This window comes from Streptomyces sp. NPDC014623, from assembly GCF_043088245.1.
GTDB lineage: Bacteria > Actinomycetota > Actinomycetes > Streptomycetales > Streptomycetaceae > Streptomyces.
Genome location: NZ_JBIBZU010000009.1, coordinates 117679 through 140955 on the forward strand (window position 1 = coordinate 117679; position 23277 = coordinate 140955).

Annotated in this window: 21 protein-coding genes and 3 tRNA genes; 8 read left to right on the top strand and 16 right to left on the bottom strand. The window is 70.0% G+C overall.

Annotation, left to right across the window (positions count from 1 at the left end):
* The first annotated feature begins 239 nt into the window (after positions 1 to 239).
* Positions 240 to 324 (top strand) — tRNA-Ser (locus ACF1FZ_RS16725).
* Positions 325 to 387: 63 nt separating this feature from the next.
* Here ACF1FZ_RS16725 and ACF1FZ_RS16730 read toward each other — a convergent pair.
* Together ACF1FZ_RS16730 and ACF1FZ_RS16735 are read right to left on the bottom strand one after the other, a co-directional pair.
* Positions 388 to 678 (bottom strand): WGxxGxxG family protein, encoded by a 291-nt coding sequence (locus tag ACF1FZ_RS16730; protein ID WP_391774122.1) that lies wholly within the window; start codon positions 676 to 678, stop codon positions 388 to 390.
* Positions 679 to 1082: 404 nt separating this feature from the next.
* Complete coding sequence (locus ACF1FZ_RS16735; RefSeq protein ID WP_391774123.1) at positions 1083 to 1964, bottom strand: bifunctional DNA primase/polymerase; 882 nt, start codon at positions 1962 to 1964, stop codon at positions 1083 to 1085.
* A gap of 263 nt (positions 1965 to 2227) precedes the next feature.
* Between ACF1FZ_RS16735 and ACF1FZ_RS16740 the strand changes: the two genes are divergently transcribed.
* From ACF1FZ_RS16740 to ACF1FZ_RS16750, 3 genes are all read left to right on the top strand, one after another.
* Positions 2228 to 2545: a hypothetical protein gene (locus tag ACF1FZ_RS16740; protein WP_391774124.1), complete on the top strand. Its 318-nt coding sequence runs from the start codon at positions 2228 to 2230 to the stop codon at positions 2543 to 2545.
* 214 nt (positions 2546 to 2759) lie between these two features.
* Complete coding sequence (locus ACF1FZ_RS16745; RefSeq protein WP_391774125.1) at positions 2760 to 3314, top strand: SigE family RNA polymerase sigma factor; 555 nt, start codon at positions 2760 to 2762, stop codon at positions 3312 to 3314.
* A 186-nt stretch (positions 3315 to 3500) separates the two neighbouring features.
* Positions 3501 to 5147, top strand: coding sequence for a long-chain fatty acid--CoA ligase (locus ACF1FZ_RS16750; RefSeq protein WP_391774126.1), 1647 nt, complete (start codon positions 3501 to 3503; stop codon positions 5145 to 5147).
* Positions 5148 to 5352: 205 nt separating this feature from the next.
* Here ACF1FZ_RS16750 and ACF1FZ_RS16755 read toward each other — a convergent pair whose 3' ends face one another.
* Both ACF1FZ_RS16755 and ACF1FZ_RS16760 read right to left on the bottom strand, forming a co-directional pair.
* Positions 5353 to 9414 (bottom strand): PAS domain-containing protein, encoded by a 4062-nt coding sequence (locus tag ACF1FZ_RS16755; protein WP_391774127.1) that lies wholly within the window; start codon positions 9412 to 9414, stop codon positions 5353 to 5355.
* Between the two features lie 346 nt (positions 9415 to 9760).
* Positions 9761 to 10231, bottom strand: coding sequence for an SSI family serine proteinase inhibitor (locus tag ACF1FZ_RS16760; protein ID WP_391774128.1), 471 nt, complete (start codon positions 10229 to 10231; stop codon positions 9761 to 9763).
* A 399-nt stretch (positions 10232 to 10630) separates the two neighbouring features.
* Between ACF1FZ_RS16760 and ACF1FZ_RS16765 the strand changes: the two genes are divergently transcribed.
* Both ACF1FZ_RS16765 and ACF1FZ_RS16770 read left to right on the top strand, forming a co-directional pair.
* A tRNA-Ser gene (locus ACF1FZ_RS16765) sits at positions 10631 to 10721 on the top strand.
* A 216-nt stretch (positions 10722 to 10937) separates the two neighbouring features.
* A tRNA-Arg gene (locus ACF1FZ_RS16770) sits at positions 10938 to 11010 on the top strand.
* An 81-nt stretch (positions 11011 to 11091) separates the two neighbouring features.
* On the opposite strand, the gene ACF1FZ_RS16775 is transcribed toward ACF1FZ_RS16770, so the two are convergent.
* The 11 genes from ACF1FZ_RS16775 to ACF1FZ_RS16825 form a co-directional block, all read right to left on the bottom strand.
* The gene (locus ACF1FZ_RS16775; protein ID WP_391774129.1) at positions 11092 to 12366 is read right to left on the bottom strand and encodes a tyrosine-type recombinase/integrase; all 1275 of its coding nucleotides are present in this window, start codon (positions 12364 to 12366) and stop codon (positions 11092 to 11094) included.
* The gene (locus ACF1FZ_RS16780; protein WP_250288263.1) at positions 12366 to 12563 is read right to left on the bottom strand and encodes a helix-turn-helix domain-containing protein; all 198 of its coding nucleotides are present in this window, start codon (positions 12561 to 12563) and stop codon (positions 12366 to 12368) included. Before ACF1FZ_RS16780 ends, ACF1FZ_RS16775 begins: the two co-directional genes overlap by 1 nt.
* Positions 12564 to 12730: 167 nt before the next feature.
* Entirely contained in the window at positions 12731 to 13894 is a 1164-nt protein-coding gene (locus ACF1FZ_RS16785; protein WP_391774130.1) for a DUF3631 domain-containing protein, read from the bottom strand.
* Positions 13891 to 14244 carry a hypothetical protein gene (locus tag ACF1FZ_RS16790; RefSeq protein WP_391774131.1) on the bottom strand — a complete coding sequence of 118 codons (354 nt, stop codon included), beginning with the start codon at positions 14242 to 14244 and terminating at the stop codon, positions 13891 to 13893. The genes ACF1FZ_RS16785 and ACF1FZ_RS16790 overlap by 4 nt, the downstream gene beginning before the upstream one ends.
* Positions 14241 to 15146: a bifunctional DNA primase/polymerase gene (locus tag ACF1FZ_RS16795; RefSeq protein ID WP_391774132.1), complete on the bottom strand. Its 906-nt coding sequence runs from the start codon at positions 15144 to 15146 to the stop codon at positions 14241 to 14243. Before ACF1FZ_RS16795 ends, ACF1FZ_RS16790 begins: the two co-directional genes overlap by 4 nt.
* A gap of 83 nt (positions 15147 to 15229) precedes the next feature.
* Positions 15230 to 15688, bottom strand: a complete 459-nt coding sequence (locus ACF1FZ_RS16800; protein WP_391774133.1) for a hypothetical protein — start codon at positions 15686 to 15688, stop codon at positions 15230 to 15232.
* Between the two features lie 206 nt (positions 15689 to 15894).
* Positions 15895 to 18012, bottom strand: a complete 2118-nt coding sequence (locus tag ACF1FZ_RS16805; protein ID WP_391774134.1) for an FtsK/SpoIIIE domain-containing protein — start codon at positions 18010 to 18012, stop codon at positions 15895 to 15897.
* Between the two features lie 63 nt (positions 18013 to 18075).
* The gene (locus ACF1FZ_RS16810; protein ID WP_391774135.1) at positions 18076 to 18630 is read right to left on the bottom strand and encodes a hypothetical protein; all 555 of its coding nucleotides are present in this window, start codon (positions 18628 to 18630) and stop codon (positions 18076 to 18078) included.
* Between the two features lie 25 nt (positions 18631 to 18655).
* On the bottom strand, positions 18656 to 18988 hold the full coding sequence (locus ACF1FZ_RS16815) for an RRQRL motif-containing zinc-binding protein (RefSeq protein ID WP_391774136.1): 333 nt from the start codon (positions 18986 to 18988) through the stop codon (positions 18656 to 18658).
* Positions 18988 to 19842 carry a DUF2637 domain-containing protein gene (locus tag ACF1FZ_RS16820; RefSeq protein WP_391774137.1) on the bottom strand — a complete coding sequence of 285 codons (855 nt, stop codon included), beginning with the start codon at positions 19840 to 19842 and terminating at the stop codon, positions 18988 to 18990. Before ACF1FZ_RS16820 ends, ACF1FZ_RS16815 begins: the two co-directional genes overlap by 1 nt.
* Complete coding sequence (locus ACF1FZ_RS16825; RefSeq protein WP_391774138.1) at positions 19839 to 20105, bottom strand: DUF6284 family protein; 267 nt, start codon at positions 20103 to 20105, stop codon at positions 19839 to 19841. The genes ACF1FZ_RS16820 and ACF1FZ_RS16825 overlap by 4 nt, the downstream gene beginning before the upstream one ends.
* Before the next feature lie 514 nt (positions 20106 to 20619).
* On the opposite strand from ACF1FZ_RS16825, the gene ACF1FZ_RS16830 reads away from it, so the two are divergent.
* Positions 20620 to 21393, top strand: coding sequence for a GntR family transcriptional regulator (locus ACF1FZ_RS16830; RefSeq protein WP_391774139.1), 774 nt, complete (start codon positions 20620 to 20622; stop codon positions 21391 to 21393).
* Positions 21390 to 21932 (top strand): GNAT family N-acetyltransferase, encoded by a 543-nt coding sequence (locus ACF1FZ_RS16835; protein ID WP_391774140.1) that lies wholly within the window; start codon positions 21390 to 21392, stop codon positions 21930 to 21932. The genes ACF1FZ_RS16830 and ACF1FZ_RS16835 overlap by 4 nt, the downstream gene beginning before the upstream one ends.
* A 4-nt stretch (positions 21933 to 21936) precedes the next feature.
* On the opposite strand, the gene ACF1FZ_RS16840 is transcribed toward ACF1FZ_RS16835, so the two are convergent.
* Complete coding sequence (locus ACF1FZ_RS16840) at positions 21937 to 23055, bottom strand: DUF5677 domain-containing protein (RefSeq protein ID WP_391774141.1); 1119 nt, start codon at positions 23053 to 23055, stop codon at positions 21937 to 21939.
* Between the last annotated feature and the right edge of the window lie 222 nt (positions 23056 to 23277).

The following is a 23277-nucleotide window of genomic DNA, read 5'->3' on the forward strand; positions in this document are numbered from 1 at the left end:
TCGTACCCTGGTGACCACATCCGACACTCACCCGTATGTGTGGTGATGCACGGATTGCTGTCCCTCCGTACGTGTACATCACTTTGCGTGCCCGTCGCCGAATGCCCTACGACGGCACGCCGGGGGACCCGGAAAGTGGTATGGGTGCGAGCAGCGACGGCCTCGCTGTGGACCACCGCCTCTCGCGACGCGCGCGCCGGGTACGCTGTACCCGCTCCGTCCCTGATGGGCGGTGCGTGGGTGGGTTGCCCGAGCGGCCTAAGGGAACGGTCTTGAAAACCGTCGTGGCGCGAGTCACCGTGGGTTCAAATCCCACACCCACCGCAGACGAGAGGCCCCTGACCGGGAACACCGGTCAGGGGCCTCTCGCCTGGGAGCGGTCCCGGCTCAGGGACGGTCGGTGGGGTGCGCGCCGCCTCCCGTGCCCCGGTGGGTACCCGTGTCGTGTGTCTTCTGCCGACGAGGGATGAGTCCGAGCAGACCCAGAAGACCGGCAAGGCCCCAGATCCCCCATCCTCCGCCGTCATCGTCCTTCTTGTCGTCGTTCTGGGCCTGGGGCTGAGTAGCCTGCGCGGCAGCCGTTCGGGCCGCCACCGGCGTCTGTGCTTCCGCGGTGACCGCAGCGGGCCCCGCGAGGAGAGCGGCGGTCAGGACGGCACCGATAGTCGTGCGACGCATGGGTCCTCCTTCTGTGGCCCCTACTGGACGGGGTCTTGTGCCCATGTCGCATGACGTCGGAGTGCCGTGCAACTCCGGTGGACGTGAAGACCTCCCCGGAAACCCGGCCGGGCCCGCTCTCCGGGCTCCGACAGCCGTCGGGGGCATTAGGCCGAACGGATGTCCGATCCGCCGGCCCGCATGTGGCCGGCCGGTGTCCCCGGGGGCCGGGCGGCTGCCGGCGGGCGCATGGTGCCGGACACCGCTGTGGCGCGGTTCTCCGCACGGTCACCGGGGCGGGAAGGATCTGTCCGGGGGAGCTTCGCCGGCGCCTTCCGCGGCGGTGACTCCGTGCGGGAGAAGGGCGGATGCGCGCAGGGCGGGGCGCCGCCCGCTGCCGGGGGCCGGCAGCGGGACGTGCGTGATCAAGCGGTACGTCGCGGGGCGGTCAGGCGTGCGGCCGAGGCGATCGCGGCGCGGGCCTCCTGTTCGGTGAGGCCCGTGCCGACCGCCGCGTCGGTGAGAGCGTCCGCGAGGTCGTCGCCGAAGCCGCGTTCGTACGCGCGGCAGGCCGCCCAGAACAGGCGGGTGTTGCGCTGGCCCTCGTGCGCGGCGCGTACGAACTGGACCAGGCCCTGTCCCTGCCGGGCGGGAGAGACCCGGTCGGCGGGGTGATGAGGGCGCGGTGGGGGCGTGAGCAGGCGCAGGAGGGCGCGGGGGCAGGGGGCCGGGGTCAGGTGGGCCGTGCCGGGGGCGAGTCTGTATCTGCCGTGGGCCGTGACCGAACCGGGCCCGACCAGGTAGCCGCCCGCTCCGCGTACGTCGATGCCGGGGGCGAGGCGGCCGGCGGAGTTGGCCACGGAGACACCGGACGGGCCCGTCAGCCAGAGGTGCCTGCCGCCGCTGGGCGTGAGCACCGTGACGGTGGCCGGGATGGTGAACAGGTGCTGCAGGGCGAGCTGCTGGAGTGCGGCCACGGAGTCGTTGCCGTGGGCCGTGTCGATGTCGAGGTCGATGCCGATGAGGTGGTGCGGGGGCCGCCCGCAGGCGATGCCGTACCCGGTGGCCCGGGGAGCCGCGGCGAAGAGCGCGCGGACGGCGGCCGGGTCGGTGGTGGCGTCGTGGACCCCGTGGCCGGGCAGCCCGCAGGCGCCCCGGCACCGCACGGGCGGGTCCTCGTCGCGGTGCGGTGAGCGCAGGGCGGGGAGCTTGGAGGCGGACAGCGGGAAGACGGGGAGCCCGCGCTCTGCGGCGGAGAGCGCATGGGCCAGGGCCAGGGTGGCGGTCTGCCGGTCGGTGGTGGCCATGGAGCTATTTTCGTACAACTGTTCGAAGAAAGGAAGAGGGCCTGGTACTGGGGTTCGGTGTTCGAGTGGGATGTTCACCTCGTGAGGGAGGTTTATCGGGTGTTCCTCACACGAACGGGGGGATCGCGCGGCATGGGAGGTTCGCCTGGGATGCGGTGGGCAGTTCTGCTCCCACGACGTCGTGACCACTACCGGGGCGGTCGGCCGACTGCTTCGGAAACCAGACGTATCGAGCCACGTTCTCGGTCCCCGGAGGAATTGACATGGCACATATCCGTACCGCTCGCGCTCTTGCCCTCGTTGCCGCCCTGCCTCTTGCCGCCACGCTGTTCGGAGGGGTCGCGGTGGCGGACAACGGTGCGTTCGCGAGGGACGGATCGAACGCGGGGGTGGCCACCATCGGGTCCGGCGGTGTCGGCGGGGACAACCTCGGCAATTCGTCCACGTCGCAGCAGCAGGCCGTCGGTGCCGGTGCCTCCAACCACAGCAATACGGTTCAGGTGAACAACTCGCCCTTCGCGTACATCGACCAGTCCACCTACAACGTCTATGTGACCTTCGGCCCGCTCTGGGTGAACTGAGCCCAGGGCCCGTGCGGCAGCGGCAGCGCCGCTGCCGCACGGGCCGCTTCCCTGCCGGTGAGGGTGCGTCCCCGGGGGTGAGGACCCTGAGGACGGGGTGGGCCACCTCCACCTTCAGGAGGTGCAGGCCGCCCGGCCCCTACAACCTGAGGCGGACGAAGCTTCGGGACCTGGGGCCGATCCCCTCGCCCGTGCCCGCTCCTAGCGTGGAGCCATGACCACGCCAGTCTGCACCGGCGCCTCCAGGGCGGCCGCTGCCTCCGCCGGACACCGCCGCTATCCGTCGTTCTCGTCGTACGTGAGGGCCCGGGGTCCCGTACTGCTGCGCACCGCCCGTTCCCTCACCGCGAACCCGAGTGACGCGGAGGACCTGCTGCAGACCGCCCTCACCAAGACATATGTCGCCTGGGAGCGGATCGAGGACCACGGGGCGCTCGACGGATACGTCCGCCGCGCACTGGTGAACACCCGCACCTCGCAGTGGCGCAAGCGCAAGGTCGACGAGTTCGCCTGTGAGGAACTGCCCGAGAAGGAGGCCGCGCCCGCCCCGGACCCGGCCGAGCGGCAGTCGCTGCACGACGCGATGTGGCGTGCCGTGCTCAAGCTCCCGGACCGCCAGCGGGCGATGGTCGTCCTGAGGTACTACGAGGACCTCAGCGAGGCCCAGACGGCCGAGGTGCTGGGCGTGTCCGTCGGCACGGTCAAGAGCGCCGTCTCGCGGGCCCTGGGCAAACTCCGCGAGGATCCGGAGCTCAGTCCGGTCCGGTGAGCGGGCCTTTCGCGGGGGAGGCCCCGGCCCCGGTGCCGGTGATCCCGCCCTTCGTGCGGGGCGCGCCGCAGTCCGCCTCTGCCGGCCGACACGGATTCGTACTCCCGGAAGTAGTGACATACCGCTTGGTATGTGAGCAGAATCAGCGCACCCTTACTGCCGCGTAGCGCCCACCGGGAGGACGCCGTGCTGAGCACCATGCAGGACGTACCGCTGACTGTCACCCGCATCCTGAACCATGGGATGACCATCCACGGGAAGTCGCAGGTGACGACCTGGACCGGCGAGCCGGAGCCGCACCGGCGCAGTTTCGCCGACATCGGCAGGCGCGCCTCACAACTGGCGCACGCCCTGCGTGACGAGCTGGGTGTCGAAGGCGACCAGCGAGTCGCGACCCTCATGTGGAACAACGCCGAGCATGTCGAGGCGTATCTGGCGATCCCCTCGATGGGCGCCGTGCTGCACACGCTCAACCTGCGGCTTCCCGCCGAACAGCTGGTCTGGATCGTCGACCACGCCGACGACAGGGTCGTCCTCGTCAACGGTTCGCTGCTGCCGCTGCTCGCACCGCTGCTCCCCCACCTGCCCTCCGTCGAACATGTCGTGGTGTCAGGACCCGGTGACCGTTCCGCACTCGACGGAGCCGCGCCCCGGGTGCACGAGTACGAGGAGCTGATCGCAGGCCGTCCCACCGTCTACGACTGGCCCGAGCTGGACGAACGCCAGGCAGCCGCCATGTGCTACACGTCCGGCACCACGGGGGACCCCAAGGGGGTCGTCTACTCCCACCGCTCCATCTACCTGCACTCCATGCAGGTCAACATGGCCGAGTCGATGGGGCTGACCGAGAAGGACACGACCCTGGTGGTCGTGCCCCAGTTCCACGTGAACGCCTGGGGACTGCCGCACGCGACGTTCATGACCGGCGTCAACATGCTCATGCCCGACCGCTTCCTGCAGCCGGCTCCGCTCGCCGAGATGATCGAGCGGGAGCGGCCGACGCACGCCGCGGCCGTGCCCACCATCTGGCAGGGGCTGCTGGCCGAGGTCACCGCCGAACCGCGCGACCTGTCCTCCATGGCCCGCGTCACCATCGGCGGTGCCGCCTGCCCGCCCTCCCTGATGGAGGCGTACGACAAGCTCGGTGTCCGGCTCTGCCACGCCTGGGGCATGACGGAGACGTCGCCGCTCGGCACCATGTCCAACCCGCCCGCCGGGCTGACGGACGAGCAGGAGTGGCCGTACCGCATCACCCAGGGCCGCTTCCCGGCCGGTGTCGAGGCGCGTCTGACCGGGCCCGGCGGGGAACACCTGCCGTGGGACGGGGAGTCCGCCGGTGAACTGGAGGTCCGCGGCCCCTGGATCGCCGGTGCGTACTACGGCGGTGCGGACGGCGGGGACCTGCGTCCCGGGGACAAGTTCAGCGAGGACGGCTGGCTGAAGACGGGCGACGTCGGCGTGATCAGCGACGAGGGCTACCTCACACTGACCGACCGGGCCAAGGACGTCATCAAGTCCGGCGGCGAGTGGATCTCCAGCGTCGAACTGGAGAACGCGATCATGGCGCACCCGGATGTCGCCGAGGCCGCGGTCGTCGCCGTCCCCGACGACAGGTGGGGCGAGCGCCCTCTCGCGACCGTCGTCCTCAAGGAGGGCGCCACCGCCGACTACCGGGCGCTCAGGACCTTCCTCGCCCAGTCCGTCGCCAAGTGGCAGCTGCCCGAACGCTGGGCGATCGTCCCGGCGGTGCCGAAGACGAGCGTGGGCAAGTTCGACAAGAAGGTGATCCGCAGGCAGTACGCCGACGGCGAGCTGGACATCACACAGCTCTGACCCGGGCGACGCCCGGACCGGGACGGGCCGTCTCGTGAGGGGTGGCGGGCCGGTGTGCGGCCGGCCTCCCGGCTCATGACGAGCGCCGGTCCCGGCACACGACCGGGGTCCCCGTGTCACGGCGAGGGCGGTACGGGAGGACGCGAGGGCGGTACGGGAAGATTCCGTACCGCCCTCGCCTCATGCGCCCGATGACGCCCGGGCGTCAGTTCGTCCCTATCTTCGCCAGCAGATCGACGATCCGTGACTGCACCTCGTCGCTCGTCGAACGCTCGGCGAGGAAGAGCACCGTCTCACCGGAAGCGAGCCTCGGCAGGTCCGCCTCCTCCATGCCGGCCGAGGTGTAGACGACCAGTGGGGTGTGGTTCAGCGCGCCGTTCGCGCGGAGCCAGTCGATGATGCCGGCCCGCCGGCGGCGTACCTGCATCAGGTCCATCACCACCAGGTTCGGCCGCATCCGGGTGGCGAGATCGACCGCCTCACTGTCGCCCGAGGCCCGGGCGACCTGCATGCCGCGGCGCTCCAGCGTCTCCGTCAGCGCCAGCGCGATCTCCTCGTGCTCCTCGATGACCAGGACCCGCGGCGGATGCTGGTCACTGTCGCGCGGGGCGAGCGCCTTGAGGAGCACGGCGGGGTCGGCACCATATGCCGCTTCCCTGGTCGCCTGCCCCAGACCGGCCGTCACCAGCACCGGGACCTCCGCCGCCACGGCCGCCTGACGCAGCGACTGCAGCGCCGTACGGGTGATCGGCCCGGTCAGCGGGTCGACGAACAGCGCGGCGGGGAACGCGGCGATCTGGGCGTCGACCTCCTCACGGGAGTGCACGATCACCGGGCGGTACCCACGGTCGCTGAGGGCCTGCTGGGTGGAGACGTCCGGGGCGGGCCAGACGAGCAGCCGGCGCGGGTTGTCCAGCGGTTCCGGGGGCAGTTCGTCGTCGACGGGCTGCGGCTGCGGCCGGTTGTCCACCTCGACGGCGCCACCGGGACCGTCCAGCGGCTCCGGGCCCTCGGCGCCCTCGTCGGGGGCTCCTATGGCGTACGCACGGCCCTCGGACGCTGGCGGGGACAGCAACTGACCGGAACCGGAGCCCTGCACGGTGCTCCCCTGCGCCCCGCCGGGCTGCGGCGGTACAGCGGCCGGAGCGGGCTGCGGCGGCACAGGGCCCACGGCGGGCTGCGCCGGGGCCTCGGGATCGGGCGGGGCGGCGAGCTTACGGCGCCGCCCGGCACCGCCGAGCGTCTGGTTCTGCTGGTGCGCGAGGTGCTGCGCGAAGGGCACACCCTGCCCCAGGGTCCGCACGCTGAACGCACGGCTCTGGGAGGAATCCGACGACGTCGGCCCGGGCGCCTCGGCGGGCAGCGGCTGACGCCGCGCGTCCGGTGCGCCGGTGCCGGCCGGATGCGATTCCGGCGCGGGCGCGGATTCCGGCATCGGTGCCGGCGCGGGCGCGGGTTCCGGCATGGGTGCGGGCCCGGCCTGGGCGGCGGTGGTGCCCGTGGTGTGCGTGGTGGTGCCGGAACCGGTCCAGGACTCCTCGCCCCCCGGCTTCCTGCCGTCCTCGTGCGGCGCCGCGGCCGGGACCTGCGCCGAAGTGCCGGACTCCGCCCGGTCGGGCTGCGGAGGTACGGCGGGCAGCGGCTGCCCGGGAACGGGGTGGCCGGGCCGGGTCTGCGGCTCAGGCGCATCCGAGGGCCGTGCCCTGCGCCGGCCGGACGGCAAGGGGTGTGGCTGCGGCGGGGTGTGGTCCGCGTCCGGTGCGGTCCGTAGGGCGTCGTGCCGCTCGGGCAGCGGACCGCCCCGGGCCGGGACCGGCCCCCTGCCGGAGGGCTCCGGGGCCGGGACCGGCCGCGGGACCGGTGAAGCCGGGGAGGCGGCGGAAGGCGGCGCCACGACGGGCGAGCCGGGAGCCACCGGCGGGATCCGGTCCGCCGCGGCGGGCGGCAGCGCGAAGGCGGTACGCGGCCCCGAGGGCTCGGCCGCGGCGTCGCGTTCCTGCGCCGCGGCGAGCGCCCGGCGGGCCCGTCGTCCGCCGGGCTGCTGCGAAGACTGCTGCGGCCGCGACTGCTCCTGCTGCCCGGAGGCGTCGGACGACGCGAGGGCCGGCAGTGCGGGCCGGCCGCCGCCGCTCTGACGCCCGGGGGCGCCCTGCGGCACGCCCTGCGGCGGTACCGTCTGCCCGCGCTGCGGGCGGCCGCCGCCTCCCTGCGCGCCCTCGGCCGCCGTGACCACGGACCCCTCCGAGGGAGCCGAGGCCGCCATGGGCAGCGCCAGCGCCTGACGGGGCTGTTCCGCATTCTCCGCACCCGCCTCCGCGGGGCTGGGCCGCCCGCGCCTGCGGCCGGAGCCCTCGCTCCGGCGATGCGGGGTCATGTCCTCTTCCTGCGGCCGCTCCTGCGGGTCCGTGGAGTCGCGGCGTGCCCGGCGCCGGCCTGTCGGCTCCCCGGCCGCGGTGTCACCGGACTCAGGACCGGCCGTCCCCGGGTCGACGGGACCGTCCAGGAACGCGTCCGTCGACGCCCTGCGCGCCCTGCGCCGGCCGCCTTGCGGAGCAGGCTCCGGTCCCGGCACGGCGGTCTCCTCCGCCACCGGGAGAGGCCCGGGCGCGATGGTCCCGGAGCCCGTGCCGAGCGGTACCTCCAGGACGTACGCGCTCCCGCTCATCCCCGGCATCTCGTGTGTCTGGAGCACACCGCCGTGCGCGCGTACGATCCCGCGCACGATCGGCACGTGCACCGGGTCGCCCCCGGCGAAGGGCCCGCGCACCTCGATCCGTACGACGTCACCACGCTGTGCCGCGGCCACGACGACCGTCGAGTCGACGTGACCGCCGCCCGGCACCGGCCGGGTCTTGCCGGTCGAGTCGACACCGGCCACGTCGGCGACGAGATGGGCGAGAGCCGTGATCAGCCGGCCCGCGTCGACCTCGGCCTCGATCGGCGGCGCGTGCACCGCGAACTGCGCGCGGCCCGGCCCGATCAGCTCGACCGCGCCGTCGATGCCCGCGGCCACCACGGCGTCGAGCAGCACCGTCTGCTTGACGAGCTCCTCGGCCCCGGTGTCCAGGCGCTGGTAACCGAGTACGTTGTCGACGAGCGTCGTCATGCGCGCATAGCCCGCGGCGAGGTGGTGCAGGATCTGGTTGGCCTCCGGCCAGAGCTGACCGGCCGGATCGGCCGCGAGGGCCGAGAGTTCGCCGCGCAGTTCCTCCAGCGGCCCGCGCAGGGACTCACCCAGCACCGCGGTCAGCTGGGTGTGCCGCGCCGTGAGACCGGTGAGACGCTCGGCCTGCTCCTCCAGCTCGGAGGCGTACCGCTCGGTCCGGTCGGCGGCCTCGGCCGCGTGCTGTTCGGTGAGCGCGGCGACTTCGGCCCGGTGGCTCTCGGTGAGCTCGGCGATCTCGGCAGCGTGCCGTTCGGTCAGCCCGGTGACCTCTTCGGTGTGCTGCTGCGTCAGCTCCTCGTAGGGCCTGCGGTCGGTGAACGTCATGACGGCACCGACCAGCTGGTCCCCGTCGCGCACCGGGGCCGTCGTCAGGTCCACCGGCACCCGGTCCCCGCTCTTCGACCAGAGCACCTGCCCGCGTACCCGGTGCTTACGGCCGGACCTCAGGGTGTCGGCGAGCGGCGACTCCTCGTACGGGAACGGGTCGCCCTCAGCACGCGAGTGCAGGATCAGCGGGTGGAGCTCCTGGCCACCCAGGTCGCTGGCGCGGAAGCCGAGGATCTGGGCGGCGGCGGGGTTGACCAGGACGACCCGGCCGTCGGTGTCCGTGCCGACGACGCCCTCCGAGGCGGCGCGCAGGATCATCTCCGTCTGGCGCTGCGAACGGGCCAGCTCGGCCTCGGTGTCGACGGTGCCGGAGAGGTCCCGCACGACGATCATGAGCAGCTCGTCGCCGGTGTAACTGGAGTGGATGTCGTTGTAGCCGGCGTGGCCGCTGTCCAGGGAGGCGCTGGTGACCTCGACGGGGTAGTCGGTGCCGTCGGTCCGGCGCGCGGTCATCCGCGTCGGCTTGGTCCTGCCCCACTCGTCCGCAGCATCCGGCCTGCGCATCGACCCCGGAATCAGCCTGGAGTCGAACTCCGGAAGCAGATCGAGCAGTCCGCGGCCCACGAGCGCGGTGCCCGGGGTCTCGAACATCTCGAGGGCGATGGTGTTGGCGTTGACGACCGTGCCGTTGCAGTTGACGAGCAGGAGCCCGTCCGGGAGGGCGTCGAGTATGGCTGCGAGGCGAGCAGTGCCTCGGGACGGCCTGCTGCTCACGAGACGCTTCCTCCCTGAATACCGCACCTTGCCGACAGCGGGCCCCATCCTGCCCCTCGGGCCTCAGGCTGTCACTGGAGGAGTCTAAAGGCAGGGAGCGCGTGACGGGCGGCGGATGAGGGGGAGCTCTCACCAAGGTTCTGTGCACACGGTGTACGCCGATGGTCTGTGTCGTGACCGCGAGCGCCCCCTCTGACGTGCACCGATACGTCCCAGGGATGCTTCCGGGAGTCTGCCTGAAGCGGCCCCGGAACCCGGCGTGCAGGCCCCTGGGGGAGGCCTGCACGCGCCCCGGTGTGCGCCCTTCGGTTCTGCCGAAGTCCCGGCGCACGCCCCGCCGAACCGGCTACCTGGCGGAGGGGAGCACCGGTACGAGGTTGTTCCAGCGGGAGATCTCGCAGCCGTTGGCCCGGCTGAAGCGCGCGTCGACCTCCTCCCCCTGCCAGGTGCCCTGCACCCGGGCGGCCGCCGGTCCGCCGGCCTGCTGGGTGCACATGGCGTTGCGGTCCGTGGCCACGAAGGGGTTCCTCCCCGCCTGTGCGGCCTCGTCCAGCAGGTCACAGGCACGCTGAGCGGCGGGGTGGCTGCCGCCCGCCGGGCCGCACTCCAGCTCGAAGACCCCGTCGGCCGCCGGATTACCGGACTCCGAGACCGTCACGGTGAGCCGGGTCTTCGTGTCCTGCGCGACCGGCCAGTTCCCCTGGAGCACGGGGAGGGGAGGCAGTGGCACCAGGGGGGAGACGGCTGTGGCGGCGGGCGCGGCGGCGGACAGCGCGGCGAGGGAGGCGACGGCGGTGAGGGTGAGACGGCGCAGCATGCGGGGCTCCTGTTTCGTTCTGGCGCGCCCGGGGGCGCGCCGGCCTGCTCCGGTACGCCCCGGGTGGGGCTTACCGGCCATACGGGGGTGACGGACGGAGGGCGGAGCCCTCGCCCTCTCTAACGCTCCTTACGCCCACACGTTGCGCAACTCATGGAGGGCCGAGCGGGAGAACGCGCCCCGGCATCCGGGCGGAGACCGTGACCAGCCACGCTTCCGGGGCGCTCACCCATCCGGTGGCACGGACCCGTCCGGCGACGCTCACCCGTCCGGGACCGTCTGCCGCAGGGCGCTTTGCCTCGTCGCCCATCCGCCTAGTACCGTGAGCGGCGATTGGTGACAGCGCGCTCGACTGTGTCATCATCTGCACGCACCACTCGCGTTCACGCGAGGTGTGCTGGAGGCGTCGCCTAGTCCGGTCTATGGCGCCGCACTGCTAATGCGGTTTGGGTCTTAAAGCCCATCGAGGGTTCAAATCCCTCCGCCTCCGCAGGAACCCGAAGCCCCGTGCCCCCGGCACGGGGCTTCGGTCGTATCCGGCGGCGGGAACCTGCTCGAGATCTGCTCCGGAATGATGTTTTCGCAGGTCAAGTGGGGTGTGGCTAATGGATTTCGCGTCACGGCGCAGGTCATGTAATGTTGTTCCCGCAACGCCAACCAGGAAGAAAAACCGGGGAGGCAAGGCCAAGGATCACACCGAGGCCACGCACTCGTAGCTTAACGGATAGAGCATCTGACTACGGATCAGAAGGTTGCAGGTTCGAATCCTGCCGAGTGCACACAGCTCAGAGGCCCCCTGGACATCGTCCAGGGGGCCTCTGACATCAGCGGGTGACATCAACGCACCCGGAGACGCGCTCTCAGTCGCCTGACGCTTCCTCCTCCGACCCGTCCTCAAGGTCATCGAGATTCAGCGCGTCGTCCATGCGCTCCGCAGCCGCTCGCAGCGTCGTGTCCATCACGTGCGCGTAGGTGTCGAGCGTCATGGTGATGGTGCTGTGGCCGAGCGTCTCCATGATCGTGCGAGCGTCCACCCCTCGTGAGAGCAGGAGCGAGGCGCAGGTGTGCCTCAGGTCGTGGACCCTGACGCGCCGTACGTTCGCGTTCCTGCACAGAATCGTCAGCATCCGGTTGAGGCTGCGCGGGTCGATGACCCTCCCGGTCTGCGTGGTGAAGATCAGTCCGTCAGGCTGCCCCGGCGTTGGCTGCCACTTCTTGCCCGCGACCTTGCGTTCGCGCTCCTGCTGCTCACGGTGGTGGGCGAGCGCTCGTACGAGGTGCTGTGGCAGAGACACCGTACGGATGGACCGGGTGGTCTTCGGTGTCCCGAAGAGAAGCTCCCGCCGGATGCGCTGCACGTTCCGACGCACCCGGAGCTGTCGGTTCGTGAGGTCCACGTCCGACCACGTAAGGGCGAGAGCTTCCCCCCGCCGCAGGCCGGTCGACACGAGCAGCAGCCACAGCGCGTACAACCGGTGCGTGCGTGCGGTCTTGAGCAGGATCCGGACTTCGGCGCCGTCTAGGGGGCTCACTTCCTTGCGTGTGACGGTCGGGGTCTCGACGATGCGCGCGACGTTCCGAGCGATCAGCTCTTCGCGCATCGCCTGCTGTAGGGCTGACCGCAGTACGGCGTGCACGTACTGGACGGTCCGAGCGGACGGAGGCCGCTTGCAGCACTTGCCCACGGCGCAGCAGCCGCGCTTTTCTTCCGGGCGCTCGTGGTCGGCACGTCGCAGGCAGCAGAGGCAGGAGCCCTTGAACTCGGTCAGGAACCGGCGTACGTCCGCAGGCGAGAGCCGGTTGAGCCGCTTTTTACCGAGTGCCGGCCGAATGTAGAGCCGGGTGAGTCCCTCGTAGCTGTTGAGGGTGGCGGGCTTGAGCCGTTCCGGCGCGATGGCGGCGAGCCAGTACGTCAGGTAGTCGCCGAACGCCATCGTGGAGGACGCGGCCGGGATGCCCTGGCGCGTCTTCTCCTGCAACTCAGTGAGCTTGTCGGCGACTTCCTCGCGGGTCTTGCCGTAGACGAACTTCCGCGTCCGGGTCCCGTCCGGGCGGTAGACGTAGGCGGCTGCGTGATAGCGACCGTCGGTGCGCTTGGTGATCGTTCCTTCGCCGTTGGCGCGTCGTTTGGCCATCAGGCGGCCTCCTCCATCTGGTTGCGCATGTACTCGCGGACGGCGTCGACCGGGATGCGTCGCGCCCGTCCGGCGGTGAAGCTCGGGAGCTGCTTGGAGCGAATGAGGTCGTAGACCTTGCTGCGGCTGAGACGAAGCGCCGCCATGACTTCGGGGACCTTGAGCGCTTCGTGACTGGCGGGCATGGCGGTGGTCATGCGGGGGCTCCTCCGGGATGGTCCTGGGGCGTACCTCTGAAGGGCGCTACTTCCGCTACCGCCGCTACCTCGCAGGTCAGAGGCCTGTTGGAGGTAGCGGGAAGGGGTAGCGGTAGCGGATGGGTAGCGGCAACCGAGACCGGCTGCCGCTACCGCGTCAGTGCTGGTCAGACGGTGCTTTCGGTGCCGGGTAGCGGAGGTAGCGGACTTTCCGGGGGTGGGGGGCAGTAGCGGGCCCAGGCGTCCCAGAGATCGGCGGTGTAGTAGCCCTTGAGCACGCTCCCGGCGGTCTTGATGTTGCGGGAGGCGATGGGCTCGTTGTCGGCCGTCATGTACTCGGCGAGCATCTTGGACAGGCGCCGGTTGTCGAGCGGCTTTCCGTGGAGGTCGGCCCACGGGGCGTCGTCCAGGGCATTGAGCCGGTCGAGGATGGCGACGGTGGGCAGGCGGTCGATGCCGACCATCACGTGGTCACGCAGGTCCGTGAGCAACCGGACACCGATGCTGCCCTTGTCGTTGGCACGGGAGGCAGTCACGAGGGTCACGCACGCGGCGCGGGCCCGCTCGGGCCAGTGACCGCCGACCGCGTCGGCAATGGCGAGCAGCGGTTCCCACACGTCGGCCGGCCGGTCGCTGACCCCGTCGGGCATGTCCGGCCAGGCACCCATGACGAAGCCGCGGGCGTGCTCGGCCCATGTGGCGAGCCGGTCCCGGAGCTTGTGTCCCTCGGCTTCGTGGATGCGGGCCCGGAAGGGCTCGACCGTTTCGTTGCGGGCCCGGCGGCGCATCCGGACGATGACGGCCCGACTCATGATCGTGTCCGGGAGGGACCCGAGACCGGCGACCGCGACCGCGCAGTACGAGGGAAAGGCCTGGACGGTCTGCTGTCCGCCGTCGCCGATGCACCGGTAAGTGACCCCTGTACGGCGGTGACCGGCGTTCAGGAAGCCGCGCAGTTCCTCGTTGTCCCCGGCTTTGGGCCCGAAGACGGTGTCGATCTCGTCGAACAGGATGGTGGGCTTCCCGTTGCCCGCCGAGACGGACCGGAACAGGGCGGCGGCGGACGCGTTGACGGCCGTCATGGGCTGCGGGACGAGGGTTTCCACGATCTCCAGTGCCCGGGTCTTCCCGGAGCCCGGTTCGGGGGACAAGAAGGCGATGCGGGGGGTGGAGTCGAAGCAGTCGAGCAGGTGGGCGTGCGCGTCCCACAGAGCGACCGCGACGAACGCCGCTTCGCTGGGGAAGACGTTGAAGCGGCGGTGGAAGGCTTCCACCTCGTCGAGGAGAGCGGCGCCGTCGATGGGTGCCGTAGTTGGTGTGGGGTCGGTCATGCGGCGGCCCTCCCAGAGGTGGCGGGTGTGGTGTGGGGGCACGGCTGAACGCGTGCTCGGACGTTCAGTTCGATGACGGCCTGGCGGCCCCGGGCACGTTCGTGGTGGCCGCAGGCACAGAGCCAGTCCGCGACGGGGATTTCGTTGCGGCCGAGTCCGCGCACGGTGAGACCGGCCTGGATGCCGGTCACGTTGACCGCGCGCGGGTCAGGGAAAACAGCAACGCGGACGCCTTCGGCGACGACCTTCGGCGCGCTACTGCGGGACGCGACCGGGGCCGGTTCGGCGGTGCTGGGGCCGGTGGTCGGTGCGGGACGGCATTTCAGGGAGGCATCGGATCGGGTGCTCATGCCGCTTCCCCTCTCGGCCGGCAGTTGCGCAGCGACCAGTTCAGAACGCTGCGCAAGGTCGAGCGGCACTGGGAGGCCGGGAGTCCGCTGGACTCACCCGCCCACTGAAATGCCTGCTCGACCTCGTCCCGCGAGAGGTCGCCCCATCCCACGAAGCGGGCCACCTTGCGGGCGCTCTCGAAGAGCTGCGCCTCACGTCGTCCTTCCGGTGCAGTCGCCACGGCCGCTGTCTCGCGTTCCAGCGCGGTGCGGGCCGCACGGTCACGGACCCTCGGCAGGGAGAGCCGGACCGGCTGCTGTGGCCGCTCAGCGGGCTTGAGAGCGTCCAGCAACCACGCGGGCAGCTCGGCTACCGGAGCGTTGTCCAGGACCTCATAGGGCTGGCCGTGGACGATGCTGCCGGGGGCGACGACGTACCCGCCCCAGGCCCGTGAGTCGATGAGCTGACCGAGCTTGCCCGCGCTGTTCGCCAGCCGCACGCCGGGCGGGGCGGTGAAGTAGAGGTGGTGTCCGCCGCTCGCGGTCCGCACCCGGTAGGTGGCGGGTGTTACCTGTCCGGCGCGCTCGTAGAGCGCTTGAAAGGTCGTCACGCCGGAAGGCGTGTCCGTGCTGCTGTTGGGCTTGGGCATGTCGAGGTCGATGACGACCAGCCCGGCCGGGCCGGTGGCCAAACCGATGTTGAACGGGCGATCGGCCCACGCGCGGCGGATACGGCCGGGGTCGGTGGTGGCCCGGCCCTCCCACTTGCGGTGACCGTCCGTGCAACCTCCGGTCCGGGGGCAGGCGGTCTCGCCGTGGAGGGCGGGCCGCTTGTCGCCGGGGCGGAGCGGGAAGACGTGCCAGCCGCGTTCGGCGGCTTGTAAGGCTGCGGACAGCAGCGCGGACGGGGCGTGATGGGTCATGCTGGATGTCTCCAGTTCTCTTTTGTGGACTGCTGGATGAGAGCGGCTCCAGGCTTTGGCGAGACGGGGGCCGCTCTCTGCGTTCAGTTGCGGAAGCGGTTGTGCTTGATGACGGCCTTGCGGATGTTCACCGTCGTTGCCCCGCGCTCGCGGCCGGCGGTGAGGACCTGGAGGGCGATGAAGCCGCCGAAGATGACGGCGGCCAGGATGATGAGTTGCTGGACCAGGGCGGCGAGTGCGGCGAGGAACGTGGTCAGCAGGAGCAGCCCGCCGCAGACGGCGGCGAACCCGATCCCACCGAGCGCGATGTTCACGGCCGTGCGGGAGACGAGCGGCTTGGCCCCGGCCGGTTCGGGCTGGGTGTGGTCGATGGCGTAGCCGGTGATGACCCGCCCGTCGGGCAGGACGATGGACGTCACCGTGGGGACGGTGGCGAGCTGGACGGGGACGAGCGGAGCGACCGGGTACGGCGTGCTCGGGGCAGGGTGGTGGATAGCCACGGCCTGTGCGGTGGGCCGGTGGGTGGTGTTGTCGGGGAGCATGCGGAATCCCTTCCTCTGCTGGGTCAGGGAGGCGGAAGCACCCCCCTCGGGGAGCGCTGCGAGGGGTGTGCGGGGGTGTTGAGCTGGGGTGACTCCCTGCCTCCCTGAGCCTTGTTTGTGCAGGTCAGATCCAGGGAGGTGGGTCAGGGAGGCGGTGAGGGAGTTCTCCCTGCCTCCCTGACCCGCCCGGGGTGCGCTCCCTGTGGTCAGGAGGCGGAAGCGGAACCGTCGGCGGCCCGGTTGGTCAGGGCGCGGGCGACGCGTTCGCGGCCGACGACCATGCGGCCGTCGGACTTGTAGGGCTCGGCGCCGGTGCCGTCCAGGACGCGCTTGAGATCGGCGTGCGTCCAGCTCCCGTAGGCGTCCTCGGACAGCACCGCGAGGCGCTGCAGCACGTCCTGTGTCAGCACCCGCGCCGTGTCACCAATCACCGTGGCAATGTCCGCGAGCGGGTCACGCGCCTCGTCCCGCTCGATGACGTGAAGCGTGGTGACCCCGTCCCGCATCGCCCGTGCGCGGGCGGTGATGAGCGCGGCGGCCTCGGTGTCGATGAAGTGGGTGCGCACCGTGATGGACGCCTGCCCGGCCGGGATCGCGATGCCGTCCGATGCGACGACGAGCGTCCCCTTGTCCAGGCCGGGGCGGAGCAGGTTCGGGGCGGCCCCGCCGTCGACCGCCTTGTCACCCAGCGCCATGCGGGCTTGCGATTCGGTGCCGAGCGCGAGGGACGCACGGGTGTGGGCGCCTTCGCGGACCAGCTTGGGAAGGTTCTGGTCGGTGGGGTCCTGCGTGCCCTGCCACAGGGTCACGTTGACCGCACGCCCCTGGTTGTGAATCTTCCTCGCGGCCATGAAGTACCGGGACGTGGCCTTGGACCCGCCGTACGGTCGCTTCTCCTCGTCCACGACCGGGCACATGAACGCCACCTGCGCTTCGTCGACCAGCAGGACGAGCGGCGGGAACACCGTTCCGGGCGGGGCTTGCAGGCGGCGTTCCATCTCGCTCACGCCACTTTCCAGCATTTCGGTTGCCTGGATGACGTGGTCGTCGGTCGGCCCCTGGATCAGCACCGTGGCCAGGCCGTCGAACATGGCCCAGTCCCCGGCTCCCTTGAGGTCGGCCAGCCGGAATTCCACGGACTTGTCGAGCGCCAGCCACAGGGCCAGCGCGCGGAGTGCTGCGGTCTTGCCCTGGTTGGACAGGCCCGTGATCAGGAGGTGGCGCTGGTAGAGGCTCAGGACGGCTGCGTCGCCGCGCAGGTCTTGGCCCCAGGGGGCCTTACCGGTCTTGTAGTTCGCGGTCAGGTCCTGGTCGGTGGTCAGCGGGGACGGGCCGATCGGCTCGTCCAGCGCCCCGGAATCCGCGACCCACAGTCGCACGGTGCGGGCGGCCTGCGGGATGGTGATGAACACCTCGTGCTCATGCCGGGACAGGTTCTCGGCAAGCTTGCGCCGCCGGTTCTGCACCTCGTTCGTGGAGACACCGGAGGGGAGCGTTACGTCGACTTCCACGCCGCATCCGGCGATCCGGATCGGCCCGAGCATCGAGGCGCCGGCGTCGCCCATCTCCTTGATGGCGGTCCGCAGCGGGGCGATGCCCAGGTTGCGCAGGGCGAGCACGACGATGGACGGGGTGATCGGCTCCCCCTCACCGGAGCGGACATTGGCCGGGAGGGCCCATTGGGGTGCGGCCTGCTGGTCCTTGCCGACGGCCCACAGGCCGAGCAGGACCGCCCACGGACCGATCGTGACCAGCGGCCCCCAGGTCACGGTGATGATGAAGACGATCCAGCGGACCAACTCGATCAGCGCCATGGTGGGGGCGCCGATGTCGGTCCAGTCCTTGTTGGCGACGGCCAGCATGATGCCCAGCAGTAAGAGGCCGCCCGCTCCGATTCCGAGACCGGCGGTGATGCCCTTGGCCGCGTCCATGGGGGCGGTGAGCAGTTCCATGCGGCGCCGGTGGCGCTCCTGGCGGAAGCGCTGCCCGCGCTCCTCCCACTCGGTGGCGGCCTCCATGTTCCCCGCGGCTTCCGCCGCACGGAGCAGGCGTTCGTAGCGGGAGGCGGTGCGGCCCTCCCAGGTGCGGCGGGCCACGATCCGGGTGCCACCTAGGACGTAGAGGCCGTGGCGGGCGGTGGCCCGGCAGACGGTCTTGGTCGTCTCGTGGGTGGCCACCGTGCGAACGGCCCGCCCGGAGCGCACCCACAGGGGCACAGACGGCTTTTCAGCGGCGGACGCTGCTACAGCAGTCGTCCCGCCCGCCGGGGGCGGGACGGGGGCGGGGGTGGTCTCCTCGAAGAGGGGAACGACGTTGTCGCTCATGGCGGAACGACTCCTGACTGCCCCAATCCTGGGGCGAGGAAGGCGGAAGGTGCGGGGGCGGGGTCAGGCTGCGGCGGCGGGGACGAGACGGCCGGCCAGGTACTCGGCCCCGTACGCCTCCTTCTCCTCGGCCTCCAGGCAGCGTTCGTGCTCCCGGGACAGGCGCCGCGACTGCTTCTCGACCCCGAGGTCGTTGCGCAGACCTGCGATGAGGCGTTCGCGTACGTCCTTGCGGCTCATCTGCATCGCGTGCACCAGCTCGTGCACGAGCGTGATGGCAAAGGTGGCTTCGTTGGGGTGCTGGTCGACATTGACGACGACCAGCACCCCGCCGTCGGCGAGCGGGATAGCGCGGCCCGCCGTGTCGCGGGCCAGGCGCTTCGCGGACCGCAGGGCGCGGGCCTGGACGCGCTTGTCGGTGCATCCGGCGGTCTCCCACTCGGCAGCCGTGGTCACATCGGCCAAGTGCCGCTCCGAGGTGAGGACGACCTGCACGTCGGGCATGCGGCCGGGCACGGCCCGCTCCACGACCCTGACGGCCTCTTCCGCGAGGCGCTTTGCGGTGCGCAGGGTGGCGCGGTAGCCGAAGAGCTTGTGTGTGCTGACGGTCAGCTTCACTACGTCTCCGTTTCGATGCCGCAACTCAGGCGGCGGATGTGAGGTCTGAGCAGGGCACGCACATGCCGAGCGAGCGCGGGATGCAGTACCCGGCATCGCGACGGCAGGTAGGACAGGTCCGCCGGGCCGTCATCGCCTTGGCGAGAGCGGCCCGACGGCCCGGCGTCATGGGCCGGACGGGCTTGGCTCGGTCGACGCGGTAGAGGTAGGCGACCAGCGGCCCCCGCCGACGGCGGGGACGTTCGAGCTGCGCGGCCACGTCCTGCCCACCGGGCCGCAGCCCGAGCGCCCGGAGCTGGCGGCGGGTCGCGTAGCCGTCCGGAGCCAGGCGCCACCGGTAGACGGGGATGGCGCCCATCAGGCCGCCACCTCATCCGGTCCGGCCGCACGCTCGGTCCGCAGGGTCTCGCGCAGGAGACGGGCCTTGGCCGCAGAGGTCCGGACGGCCTTTCGGATGCCCTCGGCGGTCAGTTCCCCGACCGGCCAGTCGGCCGTAGCCGACCGTGCCTCTTCGAGCAGTTCGTCCGGCGTGCGGACCGGTCGGGCCGACCGGGCAACGTCCGGCACCCGACCGGTGGCCGCACGGGGCCGGACCGACTCGGCAGCCACCGCCCGTACCGCCACCGGCTTGGTCCGCTTCACCAGGTCGACCGGTACCGGGGCCGGAAGATCGGGAGGAACGTAGACCGGCGCGACCTCGGCGGGGGCCGACTCTCGCAGGTCAGAGGTAGACCGATTTACGGTCGTCTCGGCCGTTTCCTCCGCAATTGCCGGTGCGGCCGGTCGGTGGTGCAGCACTTTTGCCACGAGGTCGGAGCCGAAGTAGATCGACCCGACCGGCAGCGACGTGGCCAGCAGTACCAGCGCCCAGTTGGCGGGGTCCCAGTCGGCCAGTCGACCCCAGTCGACCGAACCGCCGTGCAGCTCCGGGACGAGCCCGTGCACGTAGTTCAGGACCAGCGAAGCGAGCGTGTAGGTAGCGAGCACCCGCAGGGCGAACCGCCGGGCCTCGCCACTCAGGACGAGCGTGGCGATGAGGGCGAGCGCCATGAGGCCGTCGACTACGAACGGGTAGAGCAGGGACGCGGTGCTGTCCGCGCCGATCGCGCTGGCCACGTCCCGCAACGCGTTCCAGGAAACCCGGAACGCCATGCCGACGACGACGACCAGGGCCAGGACGAGAGCGGCCCGCCCCTTTCGGTTCAGGTTCATGCCGCGCCGCCGGACTGCTCCGTGCCGGCGCGGTTGGTCAGGTCCCGGCGGGCCACCAGGACCCGGTTACGGGCCCGGCGGACACGCCGCTCGTCCAACTCGCTCACCGGACGATCGATGGTCATGATCTGCGCGTCCAGTAGCTCGACCTCCGCCCGGATCAGCGGCATCTCACGGTCGATCGCGTCCAGCTCGGCGGCCGACGGCTCGATGTCGAGCGACTCGGCCGTAACAAGGGTCTGAAGTGCAGCGATGATCTGCATGGGTCGTTTTCTCCTCACAGGGTGGACGGCCCGAACAGCGGCCCCGGTGTTCGAGCACCGGGGCCGCGCGCCGTTGTGTGGTGAAGCAGGAAGAGGTGTTCCGGCTCCCCTCTGCCCCGCCCGTACGAGACGGACGGAGGAGGCAACCGGCCGCAGCAGCCGAAGCCTGTGCGGTGTGGTTGACGTGCGTGTCTCCTTCGGGGGCGACTCCCGTTTCACGGAAGAGCCGCTAGCCCGTTGTAGGCAGAGACATGACCTTTCGGTCTCGTGCCATCCGGTTGACAAGGGATCCGGTGCCCTCCCCCCGTCCGACGCGGGGCTCCTGTGTCGCGCAATCCGCCGCCCGGAGGCAGAGGGAATAAGCAGCAAGAGGGCAGACTTGAAGGGGCTGCACCACTTGCTCAACTTGTTGGTACAAGTTGATGCAGTGATGGTGCACCAACGGACTGTGAAGAGTCAAGCGATCGGGGCCCACATGTACCAACAAGTTGAGCGAGTGCGTCATGATGGGGTCATGAGCAAGCAGCCGAAGTACCGGCAAGTCGCGGATGCTCTGCGCCGCGAAATCGACAACGGGACGTATCCGCCCGGGTCGCGGCTCCCCTCGGAGAGCGAGCTGTCCGCGCGCTTCGATGCGTCGCGGAATACCGTGCGGTCCGGGCTCGGTCTGCTGGTCACACAGGGGCTTGTCACGTCCAGCCAAGGCCTCGGTTACGAGGTGGCCAAGCATGAGGTGTTCGAGCTGAACGCCTCCCGGTTCGAAAACCTGAGCTTCCCGCAGAACGGCGATGCCTACAGCACGGGCGTCACGGCCGCAGGTCGCCGACCGCATCAGACGTTCAGGGTCGAAGTTCTGCCCGCGCCGGCCGATGTGGCCAAGAGGCTCAAGGTGGACCCCGAATCCCGTGCAGTCCTGCGGTTCTGTCATCGGTACGTGGATGACGTGCCCTGGTCGACCCAGGCCACGTACTACCCGGCGTGGCTAGTCGATGAGGCTCCCCGCCTGGCGGAGCCTGGCGACATCGAAGAGGGCACCACCCGATACCTGGCCACTCACGGGACCGAGCAGATCGGGTACTTCGACGAGATCTCGACCCGCATGCCGACCCCGGACGAGGCACGGCTGCTGGAGATCGGTGCGGGGGTGCCGGTGCTCCTCTGGATGCGCACGGGCTACTCGGCGGAGCGGCCAATTCGCTGCACCATCACGACGTTCCGGGGCGACCTGAACCGGATGAACTACGAGATCGGCGACCAGGCCGCCCGAAGCGAGAACGAATCGCAGTGAAGATCACAACCGCACGCCCGGATGACGTGGCCAAGTTGTTGGCCTTCCGAGAGGAGGCAGCAGCTTGGCTCACGCGCCTCGGTAGCGACCAGTGGCAGCGCCCCTACCCGGCTGACCGGCTGCTGGCCACGATTCGAGCGGGCGCCGTTTTCATGGTCATCGACGGCGACCTGACAGCAGGCACCATCACGCTCTCGCCGGACGTAGAGGAAGGCCTGTGGACGGAGCAAGAGTTGAGCGAACCGTCCACCTTCGTCACCAAGCTGACTGTGGCCCGGTCCCATGCTGGACAGAACCTCGGTGGTCGCCTTCTCGACTGGGCAAGTGACAGGGCCTATCGCGGCGGCGCGCAGTGGCTGCGCTTGGACGCGTGGACGACGAATTCTGCCCTACAGCGGTACTACCTCCGTCAGGGCTTCGAGCATGTGCGCACGGTTTGCGAGGGCGGCGCGGTCAACGGCGGCCCGCGCGTTTCCGGGTGGCTAGGACAGCGGCCAACGGCCCCGGCAGTCCATGGCTTCGAAGACGAAACAGCCTGAGATCTCAGCGATGCATTCCGCCATTCTTGAATTCAATGCGCGCATCTTCCACAGCATCACGCATTGCCTTGACGGCGAAAATTGAATCGAAGTCACCCGTGACTGATGCAATCACTTCGCAAGTCGCCGTGCAAACTACTGACAGTGTGATTGCGGCCACAGCAAGAAATTCGCGGGTGGCTTCATGTTGCACCTCGCTGGAAGTCGCGAAAATTGCGCCATTGCGAAAGCGGGCGCGACTCGTCAGCGCGCTTGGGCCGCCATGGATTGCCTCATTTCCCGCGAGGTAGTAGCTGCGCATGTGGCTCATGTCGGTGAATTTCTCTAGTTCGGTGAACGGGATTGGGGGGCGCCTTCCTGGAAATAGAGGCGCAGCCCATCCATTTTGCCGGAAGAAGTCACTGCCCCACGCGGCCTCAGCGCGCCTTGCAATCTCCGCCTCTCTACCTGTGAGTTCCTCTGGAATCGAACCCGGTGCGGATAGGGCGCGAGCCTCCTTCCTGGCCTCGGCGACCGCCCATGCGCCGTAGCGATCGGACACATCCGTGTCGAGCGGCCCGAGCGCTGATAGGCAATCCGCCGTGACAGCTAGCTCATGAAGACTGCGCGTTCTAGCCTTGACCGCCTCAGGAAAACCATTTTCCGCCAGGAGTAGTATCTCGTTTCCGATGGCACATGCGCGCGAGTGCAGAGATAGGAGAGTGATGACCTTAAGGGGTCGGCCTCCCATGGTCGAAGGGATGCCAAGCAAGGGCTCATTTATGGTCTGATCGGACTCGGTGACCCATTCTCCAATACAGTTTTCCATCATTTGATTCATAACTTCAGCAGTGAGTAGGCATTTTCTGTAGAGGCGGAAGCCTCGGCCCCATCGGCGCAAATTCGCCCGACGGACTTTCTCCATCATGCCCTTTTTTCTGAGTGCCCACTTCTCTGAAGTTCTCTCCAGCCAGGCGTGATCCTGAGGAACTAGCTCTCTTGAATTCTCCACCGCCTTCTCTACCGCCTTACGCAAGGCCAGGTCTACCAGATCATTGTCATCCTTCTTGTACTCGCCGCTGGCGATTCCGCCATTCAGCTCCTTTAGTACAAACTGTAAAAGTGTCGAATCTTCAATTTCCATTACCGCTCTCCTTGGAGTGGGAAACCTTCAATTCGAGCACAGCGCACCCTTCCGCGCAAGCTGTTTCGTCGAACCGTGCTTAGCGATCTTCTCCCACGCTGATCAGTGCCACCGGCCGCACGGTTGAGAGAGGGGCCTGAGAGCCAGGAAGGCCTAGCAGCGGAATGGGCCCTGTGTGAGAAGCGTCGGGGTTGGGTGCACCAGAGTGCGGTCCCGCCTGAC

What these genes read in the sequence shown, in the direction of transcription:
- ACF1FZ_RS16730 (WP_391774122.1), bottom strand. Translation starts at nt 678, where the DNA reads ATGCGTCGCACGACTATCGGTGCCGTCCTGACCGCCGCTCTCCTCGCG.
- ACF1FZ_RS16735 (WP_391774123.1), bottom strand. Translation starts at nt 1,964, where the DNA reads ATGGCCACCACCGACCGGCAGACCGCCACCCTGGCCCTGGCCCATGCG.
- ACF1FZ_RS16740 (WP_391774124.1), top strand. Translation starts at nt 2,228, where the DNA reads ATGGCACATATCCGTACCGCTCGCGCTCTTGCCCTCGTTGCCGCCCTG.
- ACF1FZ_RS16745 (WP_391774125.1), top strand. Translation starts at nt 2,760, where the DNA reads ATGACCACGCCAGTCTGCACCGGCGCCTCCAGGGCGGCCGCTGCCTCC.
- ACF1FZ_RS16760 (WP_391774128.1), bottom strand. Translation starts at nt 10,231, where the DNA reads ATGCTGCGCCGTCTCACCCTCACCGCCGTCGCCTCCCTCGCCGCGCTG.
- ACF1FZ_RS16775 (WP_391774129.1), bottom strand. Translation starts at nt 12,366, where the DNA reads ATGGCCAAACGACGCGCCAACGGCGAAGGAACGATCACCAAGCGCACC.
- ACF1FZ_RS16780 (WP_250288263.1), bottom strand. Translation starts at nt 12,563, where the DNA reads ATGACCACCGCCATGCCCGCCAGTCACGAAGCGCTCAAGGTCCCCGAA.
- ACF1FZ_RS16785 (WP_391774130.1), bottom strand. Translation starts at nt 13,894, where the DNA reads ATGACCGACCCCACACCAACTACGGCACCCATCGACGGCGCCGCTCTC.
- ACF1FZ_RS16790 (WP_391774131.1), bottom strand. Translation starts at nt 14,244, where the DNA reads ATGAGCACCCGATCCGATGCCTCCCTGAAATGCCGTCCCGCACCGACC.
- ACF1FZ_RS16795 (WP_391774132.1), bottom strand. Translation starts at nt 15,146, where the DNA reads ATGACCCATCACGCCCCGTCCGCGCTGCTGTCCGCAGCCTTACAAGCC.
- ACF1FZ_RS16800 (WP_391774133.1), bottom strand. Translation starts at nt 15,688, where the DNA reads ATGCTCCCCGACAACACCACCCACCGGCCCACCGCACAGGCCGTGGCT.
- ACF1FZ_RS16805 (WP_391774134.1), bottom strand. Translation starts at nt 18,012, where the DNA reads ATGAGCGACAACGTCGTTCCCCTCTTCGAGGAGACCACCCCCGCCCCC.
- ACF1FZ_RS16815 (WP_391774136.1), bottom strand. Translation starts at nt 18,988, where the DNA reads ATGGGCGCCATCCCCGTCTACCGGTGGCGCCTGGCTCCGGACGGCTAC.
- ACF1FZ_RS16820 (WP_391774137.1), bottom strand. Translation starts at nt 19,842, where the DNA reads ATGAACCTGAACCGAAAGGGGCGGGCCGCTCTCGTCCTGGCCCTGGTC.
- ACF1FZ_RS16825 (WP_391774138.1), bottom strand. Translation starts at nt 20,105, where the DNA reads ATGCAGATCATCGCTGCACTTCAGACCCTTGTTACGGCCGAGTCGCTC.
- ACF1FZ_RS16830 (WP_391774139.1), top strand. Translation starts at nt 20,620, where the DNA reads ATGAGCAAGCAGCCGAAGTACCGGCAAGTCGCGGATGCTCTGCGCCGC.
- ACF1FZ_RS16840 (WP_391774141.1), bottom strand. Translation starts at nt 23,055, where the DNA reads ATGGAAATTGAAGATTCGACACTTTTACAGTTTGTACTAAAGGAGCTG.